General features: G+C 58.3%; 11 protein-coding genes and 3 pseudogenes. 5 read left to right on the top strand and 9 right to left on the bottom strand.

Features of this window, described 5'->3' with window-relative positions; genetic code table 11:
- Nucleotides 1–372 precede the first annotated feature (372 nt).
- On the top strand, nucleotides 373–933 hold the full coding sequence (locus GNZ12_RS13930) for a hypothetical protein (protein WP_172310867.1): 561 nt from the start codon (nucleotides 373–375) through the stop codon (nucleotides 931–933).
- A 364-nt stretch (nucleotides 934–1,297) separates the two neighbouring features.
- Here GNZ12_RS13930 and GNZ12_RS13935 read toward each other — a convergent pair.
- Nucleotides 1,298–1,487 (bottom strand): annotated as a pseudogene (locus GNZ12_RS13935) (UDP-glucose 4-epimerase); the annotation flags it as partial.
- Between the two features lie 1,613 nt (nucleotides 1,488–3,100).
- Here GNZ12_RS13935 and GNZ12_RS13940 point away from each other — a divergent pair.
- Nucleotides 3,101–4,118: pseudogene (locus GNZ12_RS13940) on the top strand (IS110 family RNA-guided transposase).
- A 278-nt stretch (nucleotides 4,119–4,396) separates the two neighbouring features.
- Nucleotides 4,397–4,528 (top strand): hypothetical protein, encoded by a 132-nt coding sequence (locus GNZ12_RS45020; RefSeq protein ID WP_268959030.1) that lies wholly within the window; start codon nucleotides 4,397–4,399, stop codon nucleotides 4,526–4,528.
- 95 nt (nucleotides 4,529–4,623) lie between these two features.
- On the opposite strand, the gene GNZ12_RS13945 is transcribed toward GNZ12_RS45020, so the two are convergent.
- The 3 genes from GNZ12_RS13945 to GNZ12_RS13955 form a co-directional block, all read right to left on the bottom strand.
- The gene (locus GNZ12_RS13945; protein ID WP_172310869.1) at nucleotides 4,624–5,505 is read right to left on the bottom strand and encodes a hypothetical protein; all 882 of its coding nucleotides are present in this window, start codon (nucleotides 5,503–5,505) and stop codon (nucleotides 4,624–4,626) included.
- A gap of 218 nt (nucleotides 5,506–5,723) precedes the next feature.
- On the bottom strand, nucleotides 5,724–6,158 hold the full coding sequence (locus GNZ12_RS13950) for a hypothetical protein (RefSeq protein WP_172310870.1): 435 nt from the start codon (nucleotides 6,156–6,158) through the stop codon (nucleotides 5,724–5,726).
- Between the two features lie 229 nt (nucleotides 6,159–6,387).
- Nucleotides 6,388–7,407, bottom strand: coding sequence for an integrase domain-containing protein (locus tag GNZ12_RS13955; protein ID WP_172310871.1), 1,020 nt, complete (start codon nucleotides 7,405–7,407; stop codon nucleotides 6,388–6,390).
- A gap of 669 nt (nucleotides 7,408–8,076) precedes the next feature.
- Here GNZ12_RS13955 and GNZ12_RS13960 point away from each other — a divergent pair.
- Complete coding sequence (locus GNZ12_RS13960; protein WP_172310872.1) at nucleotides 8,077–8,538, top strand: hypothetical protein; 462 nt, start codon at nucleotides 8,077–8,079, stop codon at nucleotides 8,536–8,538.
- 1,147 nt (nucleotides 8,539–9,685) lie between these two features.
- Here GNZ12_RS13960 and GNZ12_RS13965 read toward each other — a convergent pair.
- From GNZ12_RS13965 to GNZ12_RS13985, 5 genes are read right to left on the bottom strand one after another with little or no spacing between them, the layout of a single operon-like run.
- Entirely contained in the window at nucleotides 9,686–11,116 is a 1,431-nt protein-coding gene (locus GNZ12_RS13965; protein ID WP_172310873.1) for a mannose-1-phosphate guanylyltransferase/mannose-6-phosphate isomerase, read from the bottom strand.
- Between the two features lie 50 nt (nucleotides 11,117–11,166).
- On the bottom strand, nucleotides 11,167–12,189 hold the full coding sequence (gene galE, locus GNZ12_RS13970) for a UDP-glucose 4-epimerase GalE (RefSeq protein WP_172310874.1): 1,023 nt from the start codon (nucleotides 12,187–12,189) through the stop codon (nucleotides 11,167–11,169).
- Nucleotides 12,190–12,201: 12 nt separating this feature from the next.
- The gene (locus GNZ12_RS13975; RefSeq protein ID WP_172310875.1) at nucleotides 12,202–13,350 is read right to left on the bottom strand and encodes a glycosyltransferase family 4 protein; all 1,149 of its coding nucleotides are present in this window, start codon (nucleotides 13,348–13,350) and stop codon (nucleotides 12,202–12,204) included.
- A 51-nt stretch (nucleotides 13,351–13,401) separates the two neighbouring features.
- Complete coding sequence (locus GNZ12_RS13980) at nucleotides 13,402–14,232, bottom strand: glycosyltransferase (protein ID WP_172310876.1); 831 nt, start codon at nucleotides 14,230–14,232, stop codon at nucleotides 13,402–13,404.
- Nucleotides 14,229–15,491 (bottom strand): oligosaccharide flippase family protein, encoded by a 1,263-nt coding sequence (locus GNZ12_RS13985; RefSeq protein ID WP_172310881.1) that lies wholly within the window; start codon nucleotides 15,489–15,491, stop codon nucleotides 14,229–14,231. The genes GNZ12_RS13980 and GNZ12_RS13985 overlap by 4 nt, the downstream gene beginning before the upstream one ends.
- Before the next feature lie 289 nt (nucleotides 15,492–15,780).
- Here GNZ12_RS13985 and GNZ12_RS13990 point away from each other — a divergent pair.
- A pseudogene (locus tag GNZ12_RS13990) lies at nucleotides 15,781–16,227 on the top strand (phosphomannomutase/phosphoglucomutase); the annotation flags it as partial.

Genomic DNA, 16,227 nt, shown 5'->3' on the forward strand with positions numbered 1-16,227 from the left:
TGTATGGGGTTGGGGGCGCCGGCATCCTCACTGGCACTGCTGCCTTTAATGGAGCGAGGAACGCAGCATGCATCGCCTAACCTAATTTACGGGTCAAAAAGTTGACGCTTGAAGGGGCAACAGTCATAGGAATCTGGCGTGGTCGGTGAGCGGATTGATGGTACAACGAAAGTTCCTCCCGAGCGCGTACGAATGACGTGCAAAACGGTGCGACTTTCAACTCCACGCGGGGATTCATTTTGGTTATTCTTTGAGTCGCGATGCATCTGGTCTGTTGCCACTCATGGCATGCCGAGCATTGTTTCGTGATTGCGATGACGCCGACCGGTGCGTTCCCCGCGCGCGGTTGATTCTTCAGGTAAGGAGGACATGATGATTGATTTTGCCAGCCCGGTTCAGCAAAAGCTCACCACAATTTCTGACACGGAGGTTTTAAGATTGAAGAAAGACGACTATGGAATCGCGTTCTTTCCGGGGTGTGGTGAAACCGTAGTCAGTCCGCTCCTGGTTCAGCGTCTTTGGAACCTGTGGGCGATAAGCGAGTTCTGGACACCGCGACACGGTCTTGGCGTGGGCGCCTTGGTGAACACCGACGGCGCAGAGCTACAAATTATGGACTGGAAACCGGCAAATGACAGGCAATTCGAATCGCTGTTTGAAGAAAATCTCGCAAATCCCGTTTGGGTGGCTGAGCACGCCGGGCGTGCGCGGGAAGTGATGCTGTCAGAGGTCGAATTTGCGGCACATTTGATGAGTATCAAATGGGAAAAGGCTTTGACGATCCCTGCTGGTCATGGCGCGCCACTTATATCGGCAATATATTGGGCCATGCCTAGTTTGATATTGATGGCGTATCACAAGCTGCAGTTGCCGTCAGCTCACTTGGGAAATTGGATCGCTGAATCAGAGAACAGTCGCTGGTTGAGTCTCTGATCGCGATCGCTAAGAGCTAACAGCTAACATGAGCCGGCCAGGTAGGGAATGAGGGGGCCAGTAAGCAAGGAACGTGGCAGCCAGCGGGCGTCAGGTTCCCATGTGGCAGTCTCCCGATGCGTCCAGACACGTCGGGGCGCTTTATACCGTTCACGTGGCGAATCAATCCAACCGCAGTGGCGCATCGGTATAACTCGCGCAACGCGTTGAAGCCGACGTGGACAGGACGATGAACTCATCTCGCTTCACAGATCGACATTATATCGATCAACCTGAATGGCGAGCGGATCAACCGGAACAGCAACGGCAATGGAATTCCGGTCGGCAGCGCGGTCACCTATGCGAGCGGCAGCATGGATGCCAGTCTGATTAACACATCCAGCGCCGCCAGATGCCCGAGCGCCTGATTGACCACATGAACGCAATCCTGAACGCCGGTGCCATCCGGCGTTTCACAGTCGCGCGCCGACCACGCGCAGTTTCTCGTGCTTGCCGAGCAACACCTGCGCCATGTTTGGCGTCAAATTGTTAGGACTGCAGGCCGGATCTTCGCCAGGCTGCATCAACAAACTGCCAACGTTTTTGCTGTAGTACTTGATCGGCTTGACGACAGATTCGCCAACGAAGTTCAACGCCGCGGACCCGGGCTGCTGCATTGCCCAGTGGCTTATCGCGAAAAGGCAGCGCCCGGTTGCGTTCGGCAAATCGCACCCTAACGCTTGGCTTGCGGTCGTGCGCTGGATGTACCAGTAGGGGCACGATCACAAATTACGGTCAACCAGGCTGGAATCTTCGAAAAAACGAAAAGATGATTCGAGTATCGCCTCTTTTCACCCGAAAGGGGCATCGTGCGCTACCACGCTCGTCATCGCGAACTGACGGATTACCCGTCGGGTCGCTGTCGTCAATTGGCGGGTGACGTACGCGTCGCCCTCGCGGATCAGGCAGCGCATTACTCGCAGCGTTCGCGCCAAGCAGGGTGAGCGGCAGTAGCGTGGAGAGGCTTCATCCCTTCGGCGCGCGGTGGTCACGCTTGAGGAGCGATATCTCTAGCTCCGCTTCCGGACTGCGCTTCACAATCCGCCACTATTGAAATGATCCGTTGGCCATTGTTCGCACATACTGGCGCTGCTCCATGGGCGAGTGAGTCGTTCTCCTGATGGAATGCATCAGGCCTCCGAACCCGGTAATGCGCGCCCTGGTGACCAGTCGCAAAGACCAGGGTTATTTTAACCCGGCCACCTGCTTCTCGGGCTTCCGGTGACACGCGCTCGCGAAGCTTGCGTTCAGTTATTCAGGAGAGAGACTGGCATTGCGGCTGTTGTCCGTTGTGCCGCGCAATAGTCTAATTTTCATTCTCAATAAAATGGAATCCGAATGAATCTCTTACGAAAACTAGTTGAATGCCTCTTTCCATCCGATAGCGGCGATATCGATCTTCCATTACTCGCCATCGTGACAGCAACATTAAGCAGTGGTGTCGTCGCCATAGTGTTATGGATTGTACATTCCACTCCCGCACTGCCAGCGTCGGACGTGATGCCACACGATTGTCTGGAGCGCTGCGAGAAGATGTGCAACGGTCAGATCCGTTAGCGGCCGCAGCGCGCGAGATTTTCACCAACTCAAGCGAGAAAATACACATGCGAAAATTTGGTTTCTACTGGTATGTCTTCTGGACAGAATGCCTTGCCGTATTCCTTGACTGCGTGCAGCCGCTAGTCGTCGCCGCGCGGTGGCTGCGTAGAAAAAAATAGGTCGTAGTCTGCCATCCGCTTTAGGCCCACACCCGAGACGGTGTGGGCGGATGGCCGTACGAATCCGTCCACCTATCTCTCCCGGAGTTTCCCATCTGTGTCATCCACAGTTTGATCCGTCGCGCGCGCACGCCGCATCTTCATTTTCAATACCAGCTTACCGTGCGCATTTCACGATCGTCCATCCATGGCGCCGTTCCCGCGCGTCCCGGGATCTGGACCGGCGTAACGGACGTCGATGAGATGAGCCCTGATGGATAGCGCGCCGATGGATAGCGTCAAATGGAATCAACGCCCCCGCCTACCAAGCATGGTGTCCCTGTGAGGCAGCAGATCTGTGGAAATCGACGGCATGAATGTCGAAATCGGAAGATCATTGAGGCATTCATTGGCTAATTGGAGAATCGGGAATGAACTGCACGACGGTCGGGGTTGATATCGCGAAGAGCGCTTTCCAGCTTCACTGGGTGGATGCTGACACCGGTGAAATCGTTAGCAAGCAACTCAAGCGTGCGCTGTTTCTCGAGCTTTTTGCGAATCGGAGCTCTTGTATAGTGGGCATGGAAGCTTCCGGTGGAGCCCAGCATTGGGCACGACGGTTAATCGAAACGGGTCACCACGTAAAGCTTATGCCGGCGAAGTTCGTCAAGGCCTTCGTGCTTGACAACAAAAATGATCCGGCGGACGCACGTGCGATCTGGATGGCTACGCAGATGCCCAGGAAAGCAGTCGTGGTAAAAACCGAAGCCCAGCAGGCCGCGCTCGCGCTGCACCGAATGCGTCACCAGAAGGTCAAATTCCGAACGATGCAGATGAACAGCCTGAGGGGCTGCTGAGTGAATACGGCGAAGTCATGGGCAGAAGCCGCGAGGCGCTGGACAAGGCAATTCCTGGAGTGCTCGCGAGGCTGGCTGAGCGTCTGCCGGCGATTCTGATTGAGTCGCTGAGTGAGATGTGGAATGACCTCGAAACCTGGACCGGCAAATCGTCGATATTGAGCGACGGTTGCAGGCATCGATGAAAGAGGACCGCATGTGCAACGCCATTGCTGCGGTACCTGGCGTCGGGCTGCTCACTGCAACTGCTGCGGTTGCAGCGATGGACGACCCGAAATCGTTCAAGTCTGGACGGGAGTTCGCTGCCTGGCTTGGTCTGGTAACCGCGCAAACGGGCACGGGAGGAAAGGTCGAGTTGCTCGGTATAAGTAACCGAGGGGAAACTTATTTGCGCACTCTGCTGATCCACGGTGCACGCAGCGTGCTCTTCCACTCGAAAGACACCGGACCATGGCTCGAGCAGATAAAGAAGCGACGGCGGTTCAACGTAATAACCGTTGCGCTGGCGAACAAGAAGGCCCGCACGATCTGGGCCATTCTGGCGTACAACAGGCCGTATCAGAACAACCACGTGAGCGTGAGAGCTGCGTGATAGCTTGGCTGGCGTCGAGCACCAACGTTTATAGGAGCGTCAAAAGGTTGCGCTGGCAACAAGTGCGATGACAAGACAGGTCGGACCGTGACTTGCTAAACCTGCATGCTGCAAAGAGCCTCGAGCTCGTGCGTCAACTGAGGAAGCGAGTCAGCGGATTTCATCGGGGCCCGCAGCGTATCAGGCTGCAATAAGGCCGCATATAAAACTGCAGCCTATCTTGTTTAAGTCAAAGTACTTGAAAACTTGCGCATAAAGGGGCGTTCATGCAAAGCAGCATGGCTGCTCGCATTGCCATCATGATCGTCGGCGTCCACCGCGAGCTCTCAAAGACGATCACGGTGGACGAACAACGTTTCGCGGGCAATCGCGTGGATCAGCAGGTATGGCTGGAATGGCGTCACCCATAATCCAGAACGTGGAAAAATCGTGCGATCCGGATTTGCTTCATCCGCGAGGGCATACGCGCTTACTTCACATGTTTCGCGCCGGTAAGTGAGCGGAACTACACCGGCTTGAAACCCAGTGGTTCGTCGGCGATGTGACCCGCCGATGTCGACTCCGGCGCGACTTCGCTGGCGGCTGGTTTGGCAGCCCGTTCTTCGCCAGCTTGCTCGTGGGAGGCCACAGACGGGATGGCCTGCGGCAGCACCATGCCGAGCGCCTGCGTGAGCGCGGGCTTCAGTGCCTGGAATCGCCGCTGGAGAACCATCCGATCAACCAGTCCGGCTAGCTCACCCTCGTCCGCGCCCCGGCTGTGAGCCTCAGCCAGTAACGTCTCATAGTTGACAGACTCGCGCATGGCATCGCCACACGCAATGTGGGCCCGCTCCAGTGCCGTAAGTACAGTGGATTCCTGAATGACTGCATTCGGATTGCAGTTGATGAATTGTGGGTTCTGGACGAGGTAGGTGTCGAGGGTTTCGAACCACCGCGTGCTTTCCTGACCCGACTTCACCAACTTCATGGCCGGGACACCGGTGCGCAGAATGCGCAGTTGCCCAGGCATCATGCCCGCCTCGGTCAGCTTCGCGATCTGAGTGATCGCGCCACGCTGGGACTCCTCCCGAGGGGTGAGTGTGATGATGACGCTGTGAAGGTCGCCGAGCGTTCCGGGCGTTTCGCGTGCAAATTCGCACAGTGCATCGAAGCCGGAGGGGGCAATGCAGAGGATAGCGCGGCCGGATGTGCAGCTAAGCTTCCTGTAGCTTTCCTCGAAGCGAGCAGGTGTGAAGCGGTGTGTGTCGGGTTCAGCATTTGCATTGCTGCCACGCTGATTGCTGACGGTGACTACCTGCCCGGGGAAATGTGCCTGCGCCAGCGAGCAGGTCGTTTCAAGGTTATCGGTAGTGCTCGGTGCGGTGAGAAGAATGTATTGTGGTTTCATCTGTGGCAGTGTGGAAGTTGGATTGTTGGCAACAGACCTAACGCCGGCTCCCGCCTCTTCTGGCTGGGAGCGCCGCGATGGTCAATGTTCTCGCCGCGACGTCGTTTTCATGCCGCGCTGTCGATAGCCATCGCGCCTGGCGGCCCCCGGGCGCTGGAATTGCCGGAGTCACTTTTCATGGCGGGTCCTGATGCCTGGGGAGTCGTAGTCATCGCTTTTCATCGCCAGTGAGGCTCATCGTTCGCGCTGTTCCTCGTGCTCCCGGTGTCCGCCGCAACGTTTTCCGGGCTCGCGCCAGCGTCTTTGGGGAAATATTCAAACTGATAGGCACCGCTGTCGGCGTTTCTCACACGTTTGCGCTTGCGTGGGGCGACCAGACCAGTGAGATCGCGGTGATCGCGGCCTGCGAGAACCAGCAGCATCCGCACTGCGGCGAGCACCATGAAGAGTTGTGATTGCGGCATCTGCAAAGCCTCACAGTGGGCGACGAACGGCGCGAACAGCGACGTCGGGATTTCGTCGAGGCTTTTCAGGTCAGCGGCGTGCTGGCCTGCGATAAACGCCTCAAAGATCTCCCACGCAGGATTCATCAGCCGGGCGAACTGGCCGTCGTGCGAGTAGGAGTTGGCAATGCGGTCGATCTGCTGCTTCAAGTCAGGGTAATGCATAGGAATAGGCTCCTGGGGTTGGAGGTGGATAGCGTGAACGTGGTTGGCAAGGTCAGGGGAAAGGTAATGCACGGTAGTACTGGGTGCGTCGTTTTCCTGAAAATGGACTGCCGTGCTCCCAGTAGATTTTGTCTGACCGAGGTTGAATAGGATTCCAGATAATGTGGAATGAAATTGATATCGCATCGCATACGTGTACCATCACTCACTAATTTCATTTTCTTATCCAGCCGGATTTTCTGCGCGTCTTCCGGGAGGAATTCGGGTCCCGTAGATCGTTAAAGACTTCGATCAGGTAGCGCGCGCAACCCATAAACCGGCTTCCCTGCATGATTCTTGAGAAATGCGAAAAAATTCCACGCAAGTACACGCGAGCCGTGAAGGATTGACGGGATGGTCCGTGCCCAAGGTCAGCGCTCACATGAACGAGTACTGCGTGTTCTTCCATGCCGCTTTGGAGGTATTCCAGCGCCTTTTCCTGTGCAAACGTGTAGCGCATTGCGTGGGAGGAAGTCTCGCCCTTCATGCCAATCGTGGTGTACATGGCCTTCAGTCTGTTCAAGGCACTCTCTAGCGAGTCGCGGCGGCCCGTGATCAGTTGGCCATCATTGACGTGGCAGTACTGAACCGCTGAGCGTAGTACCCGGATTGTTTCTTCGCGCCGTTGCATGAGGATGGTGACCGCTCGGGGCCTGCCGCCCTTTACGCCGCGGGTAACTGGCACGGTGTGATCGCCGGCGGTGATGCAGTCAAGCCAGAGTTGAAGATCCGGTGCGCTGCGCAGCCCTTCGAGTCGGCGGAGGCCCAGCAGGCGCTGCAGCAAGAGCAGCAATGCGAACCCCATGTTCAATCGCGCGGCGCGAGCGACGAACTCATCGACTTCAGGCGGCAGTAACGCCCTTTTCTGGCCATTACGGTCGCGCGACGAGATGCCCATCGCCGCGTTTGTCAGATAGTCAATATTCCGGCCGGCGCGCCTGAGGGCGCACCGGATCTCCGTGGTCGTATTGCGCACTGTTCCGGGCGCAATGCCCCTCGCGACGCAGTGCTGGATATAGAGGAGGATTGCGAACTCGGGTGTGTCTTTGACGCGCCTGGGCTTGATACCGAGGGTTCGCATGAAGCGGGCGAATGCAGTGAATTCGCACATCGTGTTCCTGTGACTCGCAAAGGCGCCCTGGGCTCGGCGCTTGCCGCACCCGATTTCGTGCATATAGTTTGAAAGCCAGCTCATTTTTCTGCTCCTTTTGAGATTGCACGGGCGCGCCCATGCGTATCTGTGCGGGGAAACGCACAGCTGTCGTCAGTCAGCATTCCTTGCAGTGCACGGCGCAGCGCAGTGTGGCTGGGACGTTGGTGTAACGGCTGTAGCGGATGACGCGAGTCAAGCGGGTGAAGCGGGTGAAGCGGGTGAAGCGGGTGAGGCAGCATGCAAGTGGTCATCAGTCACTCCGGGGCAAAGCTGGGTAGGCACACTTATCCAGCGGGAAATAGGTGCAGCTCTGCGTGCGGACTTCGCAGGTATTTGCATTGGGGCCTGGGATGCCAATGGCAGAGGTGGCGCTCCCCGAGCTGCGGGAAAGCGGACTGCCGTCCGGGGTTGCGATTGCTGTTGATGGGTAGCTGATGTGCGCGGGAATCTGGAGTTAAGTTGGGAGAACCGGCGAAACCCGGTTTGAGATCCTCAGTGCAATGTTTGCTGGGAGTCGAAGGGAGCCGCGGGTGCGTGCAGGACATCTGCACGGAGCGCACACAACGTGTCCTGGGTCAGGAGTGGTTGCGTACGGGGGGCTCGGAGAAATGCCAGTAGTGGCGTGTAGACGCTGGGTGCGAGGCGGGGCTCGAAGCAGGGCGGTCGGACGGTCAGTTGCGGTACCGCGAAAACGGTGACATGCAGCAACTTATGACTATCCTGACCGCAGCTATGGGCTGCACTCAACGTGATACAACAGTTCAAAATGAAAAGTTTATCGACCGCAGCAAACAGTGCAGCCTTGCGGCTGGCGCAGGCGGTCTGGTGAGTCCTATGGATACGCTGTCAGGCAGGATGGCTCCAGCCATAACAATACGTACTCGCCGCATGTGCATGCGGTTTGCCTGCTACCCAAGGTTCACATCTGGACGATTGAAGAGCCACATGGCTGTGTCGTTCACGTCCATTTTGGCTAGGAAAAATATTGCAGACAGAGGCCGCGCGCGCAAACACGCCAGCAGACTGTTGAAATCTTTCTGGTCATTCAGCCGTAACAACACAGCTTTTACGTTAATGATCTGTGATCGGCAGATAAACCACGACCACTCGTCCATTTCGCAAGGATGGACAAAAGTGTCCATTGCGCAAATCCAATTACGATTCAGGCCCTGAACAACAGGCGGGAACCGGTGAATCATGCCTGGCTGGGCGGCCGGACGGTCAGTTGCGGTACCGCGAAAGCGGTGACATGCAGCGACTTATGACTATCCTGACCGCAGCTATGGGCTGCACTCAACGTGATACAACAGTTTAAAATGAAAAGTTTATCGACCGCAGCAAGCAGTGCAGCCTTGCGGCTGGCGCAGGCGGTCTGGTGAGTCCTATGGATACGCTGTCAGGCAGGATGGCTCCAGCCATAACAATACGTACTCGCCGCATGTGCATGCGGCTTGCCTGCTACCCAAGGTTCACATCTGGACGATTGAAGAGCCACATGGCGGTGTCTTTCACGTCCATTTTGGCTAGGAAAAATATTGCAGACAGGGGCCGCGCGCGCAAACACGCCAGCAGACTGTTGAAATCTTTCTGGTCATTCAGCCGTAACAACACAGCTTTTACGTTAATGATCCGTGGTCGGCAGATAAACCACGACCATTCGTCCATTTCTCAAGGATGGACAAAAGCGTCCATCGCGCAAATCCAATTACGATTCAGGCCCTGAACAACAGGCGGGAACCGGTGAATCATGCCTGATCGGCGGGGTAAAACGGGTACTGCGCTGGAGCTGATTGGATCATACAGATACGCCGGCTGGCAAGAGCGCGCGAGCCAGTGTCGGGAAAAAGCAACGCATCATGTCCTGACGATGACAACCCGTCGGTTCTAAAGACGCGTCCAGAATCAGGCGTTTTCCAGCCGGTTGCCCACCCATTGCCACTTTGCGCCTGCCTCAATCAGCGATCCGTCGCGTCGTCATGCTGAGTCGCCTCGTCATCAGTCGCTCCTGCGGGCCGTGCGACGGTTAGCAGATCAGATGACGACGCTGGCCGGTAACCAACACCCTGAGTCAATGCGCCGTCACTGTACTATTGCCATCGATTCTCGTGCGCCATCATCAGTTGCGCCGTTCGCTGGCATTTCCGGTTTCAATTGAGCATCCAGCGCAAACAACTCGGCAAACGCTTTGCTTCTAGCATCGTTTCACCGAGCTTACCCAGAATCCGTCTGGCCTTTAAGGAAAGCTCCGTCCATCGCACTACTGCGACGCGAACACCTTGATGTGACAACGCCTTGTTGTGTTGTCAGATTCTTATGGACGTTATGTCTTTTCCGCCCGCCCATAGGTATCTTCGAATCGCACAATGTCATCTTCGCCAAGATAGGCGCCGGATTGCACTTCGATTAACTCGAGCGGGATCTTGCCCGGGTTTTTCAGGCGGTGCGTGATTCCAAGTGGAATATAGGTCGATTGGTTCTCTGTCAGAATGATTTCATTGCCACCGTTCGTCACGAGTGCGGTGCCCTTTACGACCACCCAGTGCTCGGCACGGTGATGATGCATCTGCAGGCTCAGCTGCGCGCCAGGGCGAACGACGATGCGTTTGACCTGGAAGCGGTCGCCGCTGTCGATGCCTTCGTACGAGCCCCAGGGGCGTGCCACACGACGATGCGTGACCGACTCGTGACGCCCGGTCGCATTTAACCGGGCAACAATTTTCCTGACGTCTTGCACCTGGTCCCGATGGGCGACCAGTACGGCGTCAGCGGTCTCGACGATAACGACGTTATCGAGGCCGATGGCGGCCACCAGGCGATGCTCCGCGCGCACATATGAGTTGGTCATCGCTTCGGTGAGGACGTCACCGAGAAGCGAATTACCCTGGACATCGTGTTCTGCAATATCGGCAAGCGCAGTCCACGAGCCGATATCGTTCCAACCGAGGTTCGTTGTGGCAATGACCGCAGCGCGTTTCGTTTTCTCCATCACAGCGTGATCGATCGAAACGTTCGGGCAGGAGGCGAAGGCTTTGGCGTCGAGACGAGTGAAGTCGTTGTCGAGCTGCGCCCCATTGAGTGCAAGTTCTGCCTGCGCGGCGATTTCTGGCTCGTAATGACGCAGTTCTTCCATGAAGGTCGAAGCCTGCAGCATGAACATGCCGCTGTTCCAGAAGTAGCCGCCTTCACCAAGGAAACGCTGCGCCGTGGCCTCGTCCGGTTTTTCGACGAATGCGTCCACTGCGAACGCATGGGTGTCTGCGTCAAGCTGCGCACCTGCACGGATGTAGCCATAGCCAGTGTGTGGCTCGGTTGGTGCAATACCAAAGGTGACCAGATAGCCGTCTTTGGCTATCTGAGCCGCGGCTTCGACCGCCGCGACGAATGCCGTTTCGCCTGCAATCACGTGATCCGATGGCAGAACGAGCAGGAGGGCTTCCGGGGATTCGCGCATCGCTGCCAGCGCGGCAACTGCAATGGCAGGCGCGGTGTTACGGCTGACAGGCTCCAGGATGATCGATGCCGGTGCAATATCTACCTGCCGAAACTGTTCGGCGACCAGAAAGCGCTGGTCATTATTCGTGACGACGATGGGAGCCGCAACGTTCTTGATACCTCGCAGGCGCAATGCAGTTTGTTGAACCAACGAGTTTTCGCCGGTCAACCTGAGATACTGCTTCGGGTATCCTCCCCGCGACATTGGCCACAGTCGTGTACCGCTTCCTCCGCAAAGAATCACCGGATGAATGTACATGGTCTCACTCCCTGTCTAAGATTTATTGTGTCCGGAGAGGTGCAGTCAATTCAGGCGAAACCGTGCGGATTCGCCGCCTGCCACCGCCAGTGATCCGCACACATCCGCTCGATCCCAAACTCCGCGCGCCAGCCGATCACGTTCAAAGCCGCCGCCGGATCAGCAAAACACGAAGCCACATCACCCGGCCGCCGCGCCACGATCTCATAAGGCACAGGCCGCCCGGACGCCTTCTCGAAGGCCTTCACGACATCGATAACGCTATACCCCTGGCCCGTCCCAAGATTCACCACAAAACTGGCATCCCGCTTAACCAGCGCATCCAGCGCCGCCAGATGCCCGCGTGCCAGATCAACAACGTGGATATAGTCCCGCACCCCCGTGCCATCCGGCGTTTCATAATCGCCGCCAAACACCCGCAGCTTTTCCAGCTTACCCACCGCCACCTGCGCCACATAAGGCATCAGGTTATTCGGAATCCCCGCCGGATCCTCCCCAATCAAACCGCTCTCATGCGCGCCAACCGGATTGAAATAGCGCAGCGTCGCGATCCGCCATGAAGCATCCGCCACTTCCAGATCACGCAGAACCTGCTCGGCAATCAGCTTCGACTGCCCATAAGGATTGGTGGCCGACAGCGGAAACGATTCATCGATCGGCGAGCTTTTCGGCACGCCATACACCGTCGCCGATGAACTGAACACGAACTGCTTCACATTGCGATCGCGCATCACGCCGAGCAGCGTCAGCAAACTGCCGACGTTATTGCTGTAGTACTCGATCGGCTTGGCGACCGATTCGCCCACCGCCTTCAGCGCGGCAAAGTGAATCGCGCCGGTGATCGGGTGTGCGTCGAAAATACGATTGAGCGCCGCTTCATCACGCGCGTCGGCTTCATAGAAGCTCACGGCCTTGCCGGTGATTTTCTCGACGCGCCGCAGCGATTCGCGGTTGCTGTTCACGAGATTGTCGATTACCACGACGTCATAGCCGCCGGTCAGCAGTTCCACACATGTGTGCGAGCCGATAAATCCTGCACCGCCCGTTACCAGAATCGTGCCCTTCGTGGTCATGCTGTAGCTCCGTTAAAGTAAAACGCCCGTCATTTTTTGCACCAGGTCCTTATACGTTTCGACGACGACGCGTTCGTCGAACTCTTGCGCGACTTTCTGTCGGCCGCGTTCAGCCATTGCGCGGCGTTCGGGGCTGCTCATGTCGAGCATGTGTGCCAGCTTTGCCGCGAGACTCTCTGCATTGCGCACTTCGCACAGCAATCCGTTGACGCCATCCGCCACCACTTCGCGGCAGCCGGGTACATCGGTCGTCACAATCGGCCGGCCCATCGCAGATGCTTCCATCAGCGTGCGCGGCACGCCTTCGCGATATGACGGCAGTACGACACAGTCCGCATCGGCGATGAAGGGCCGCACGTCGTGCGCCTCGCCAAGATACTCGATGATGCCTTCCTGTTCCCACGCGGCCACCTCTTCGCGTGTGATCGCGCTAGGGTTGTCGACGCCGACCGGGCCGAGCAATTGGAACCGCGCCTGCGGGTAACGTTCACGCACACGCCGCGCGGCTTCGACATATTCGCCGACGCCCTTGTCCCACAAGATCCGCCCGATCAGCACGAACTTGTATTCCGTGCGCTCCGGCAGCGGCGTGAAGGCGAACTGTTCGAGATCGACGCCTTCGCCGTGCAAGAGTCGCGCACGTTCAGGATGCACCAACAAATTCTGCTCGACAAACGCGGCCTGGTCGTCGCGATTCAAAAACCAGATTTCGCGCGGGAAACGGAACGCGAAACGGTACAGTTTTTTGGCCACTTGCGCAGCGCGGCTCTGCTGGATGAACACGTAGCCGAGCCCGGTCGTTACCGCCACCGATTGCACACCCGCCAGTTTCGCGGCAATCGAGCCGTAGATATTCGGCTTGATTGTGTAGTGGAACACGACGTGCGGGCGAATGCTTCTATACAAACGATACAACGACAAAAGTGTGCGCAGGTCGTCGCGCGGATTGGTGCCTTTGGACGCGACCGGCAATTCGATGCAGCGGCACCCCATCGCGGTGAGCAGTTCGAACGTACGGTCGCGCGGCGCGAGCACCGTTACATCGACGCCACGTCCGACCAGCATGCGGATCAGCCCTTGCCGATACGTATAGATTGCCCAGGCGGTGTTACAGACGAGTGTAATGCGTAGCGCGGGCGTCGATTTCAAGGCAGGCTTCATGCGGGAACGGGCTCGACGGTGAATGACGGAGTGAATGACGGGGCCACGGAATCAATGGCTCGCACGCGGCGCGAGCAACGTGCGTTTGATCCGTTGCAATGCGCGGTAAGGTGTCACGAGATGCAGCAAATTCTTGGCGAGACCTAACCAGTCGTACAGATTGGCGGCGTTGAAGTAGCGCAATTGCAACCGCAGCGTTGAGTTCACCTGCCGGCGCCGTTTGGTCGAGCTAATGCCGCCTTCGTTCAGCTCGTAATAGAGTCCGAGTTCCGGCAGATTTGCGCAGTCATAGCGCTCCATCAGCCGCACGAACAGATCGAGGTCTTCGGCGGAAGGATAGGCCGCGCGATAGTTACCGACCGCGCGGACCGCGTCGATGCGCAGCATCATCGAAGGATGCGCCAGGCATGAACGGAAGAAGCGCAGACGCTGGATCTCATTCGGTTCGGCCGGCGGCGTCAGCATGAAAAGCGGTTTGCCTTCACGCGTGACGACCTGCGTCCACATGCCGAGGCCGGCCACTTGCGGATGCAATTCCATGAACACGCGTTGTTTGGCGAGCCGCTGCGGCACGCTGCGATCGCCCGCGTCAATGCGTGCTGCGTAACGAAAACCGCGCTGTGCAAGCGCATCGATGCCGGTTTGCAGTGCGCGCTCGATGCCGCCGTTCTCCTGCATACGCAGCACGTCGATCTCCATGTTCGGGATCGCCGGTGCGACGATCGGCGGCGTGCTGCCGTCGTCGACGATCAGAACGTGGACCAGCGCGCTTTCGCTGAATGAGGCCAGCGTGAGATCGACGTCGGCCTGGCCGTTGTACGCGGGCATCAGGACAGCGACGTCGTCGAGGGACCTATGCGCGGCGGCGGATGAGTTCGTCATGGGCGCAATTTGAAACGAATGTAATAAAGATTAACTGACGCGGCGGCGAGATACCCGGCCGCGAGACCCACCAGCGCACCGTAAGCGCCAAGCCGCGGAATCGCCAGCAGATTGACGGCGAACGCCACGGCCAGCGCCAGCAGCCACTTCGAGAGCAACACGAATTTGGCCTGATATTTCAGCACGATCAGATTGCCGATCGCTTCGATGCCGGCCGGCACGGAAAGCCACACGGCCCAGCGGAAAATCTCGATGGCGCCTTCGAAATCCGGGCCGAACACGCGGCGGATGATGAACCCCGCCAGCAGATCCAGCACGATCGCGCCGCTCACCATCAGCGCGGCGGTCATGGCGGTGAGCCGCCACACGTTGCGGCGCAATTGCGCGGCGTCCTGCACGCGATAAACAAAGGCGGGCGCGATCGTCTGCGCGAGCATCAGCGCGAGCGTGATCCAGTTTTCGTTCAACTGTTGCGCGGCGGAATAGCGCCCGAGGTCGGCGAAGGAAATCGCCCGCTCGAGCATCAGTCTGTCCAGTTTCAGGAACAGATACATACAGATCAGGCCGAGCCAGAACACCGTGCCCGCGGTTGCGAAGTGCTTGAAGAGCGAACGGTCGAGGTGCCAGCCGAGCTTGCCGCCATGCCGGCGGATGTAATAGATCAGCAGTACCGCGCCGATCAACGCTGATTCGGCGGCCCACAGCCAGCCAAAGCGCGCGGGCGTCGCCGCCGCGCGCACCAGCAGATAGACGAAAGCGGCCTTCAGCACCGCGGTGCTCATGCTGGTGAGCAACTGCGGCTTGCTGTACGTCATGCTTTGCAGCCACGCATTGATCACGCCGACGAACGGTTCGCGAAACAGCATCGTCACCGCGAGACCGGCGAGCATGGCGCCCACCAGCGGGTCGAAGAAGTGCAACGCGATGCCGAGCCAGGTGAGCAGCAGCGCCGCGACGGAGACCGAAAAGCGCAGCGTGAAGGCGCTGCCGAGCACCGTGCCCAATTGAGCCGGCGGCCGGTTGACGATGGTGGGAACCAGAATTTCCGCGCCGCACACCCAGGTGATCGGCGAAAGCACCAGCAGCAGCGTGTTCGCGTACTGCCATTTGCCGAAGGTATCAGGCCCGAAGTAGCGCGCCAGCATGCCGCTGATCACGATCGCCACGCCGATTTGCGTGAGTCGCTCCAGCCCGAGCCAGACGATATTGGTGAAGGCGCGCGTGACGTCGGGGTTGGCGAAGCGTTTGAGCGTCAGCATCCGGTCGACGCTCGCCAATGCGGTTTCGCCGGCTGCGCGAGCGACGCAGTTTGCGCGGCGCCAAGGTGCGCGATCGCCCATCCGCAGGCCGGCTGTCGCGGCAACTTTACAAAAGGTGGGCGTCTAAGCATTAGAATGGGAATCTATTAGGGTATGTCCGAAAGGCGCAATTATAAGTTGGAACCGGATCGCTTCCGGCAAGGGCGCATCGCTTGGTTTAGCAGACTGTTTTACCGATCTCTCGGCGATGCGCCGGTCAAAATTTTCCATTGCACGCAAGTGAGCCAACATGATCTCCAAATCTATTTTCAAGGCGTATGACATTCGCGGCGTAATCGGCAAGACGCTCGACGCCGACGCAGCGCGTTCGATCGGCCGCGCCTTCGGCAGCGAAGTGCGGGCGCAAGGCGGCGACGCCGTGGTGGTCGCGCGTGACGGACGCCTCTCGGGTCCCGAGCTGATCCAGGCACTGTCGGACGGTCTGCGTGCGGCCGGCGTCGACGTGGTCAACGTCGGCATGGTGCCGACGCCCGTCGGCTACTTCGCGGCCAGCGTGCCGTTGCAGCTCGAGGGCGGTGAGCGCCGCGTCGATTCGTGCATCGTCGTGACCGGCAGCCACAATCCGCCTGACTACAACGGCTTCAAGATGGTCCTGCGCGGCGCGGCCATTTACGGCGAGCAGATCCTCGCGCTGCATCAGCGCATCGTCGACGAAAACTTCGCTGACGGTAGCGGC

The organism is Paraburkholderia solitsugae, from assembly GCF_013177695.1.
GTDB lineage: Bacteria > Pseudomonadota > Gammaproteobacteria > Burkholderiales > Burkholderiaceae > Paraburkholderia > Paraburkholderia solitsugae.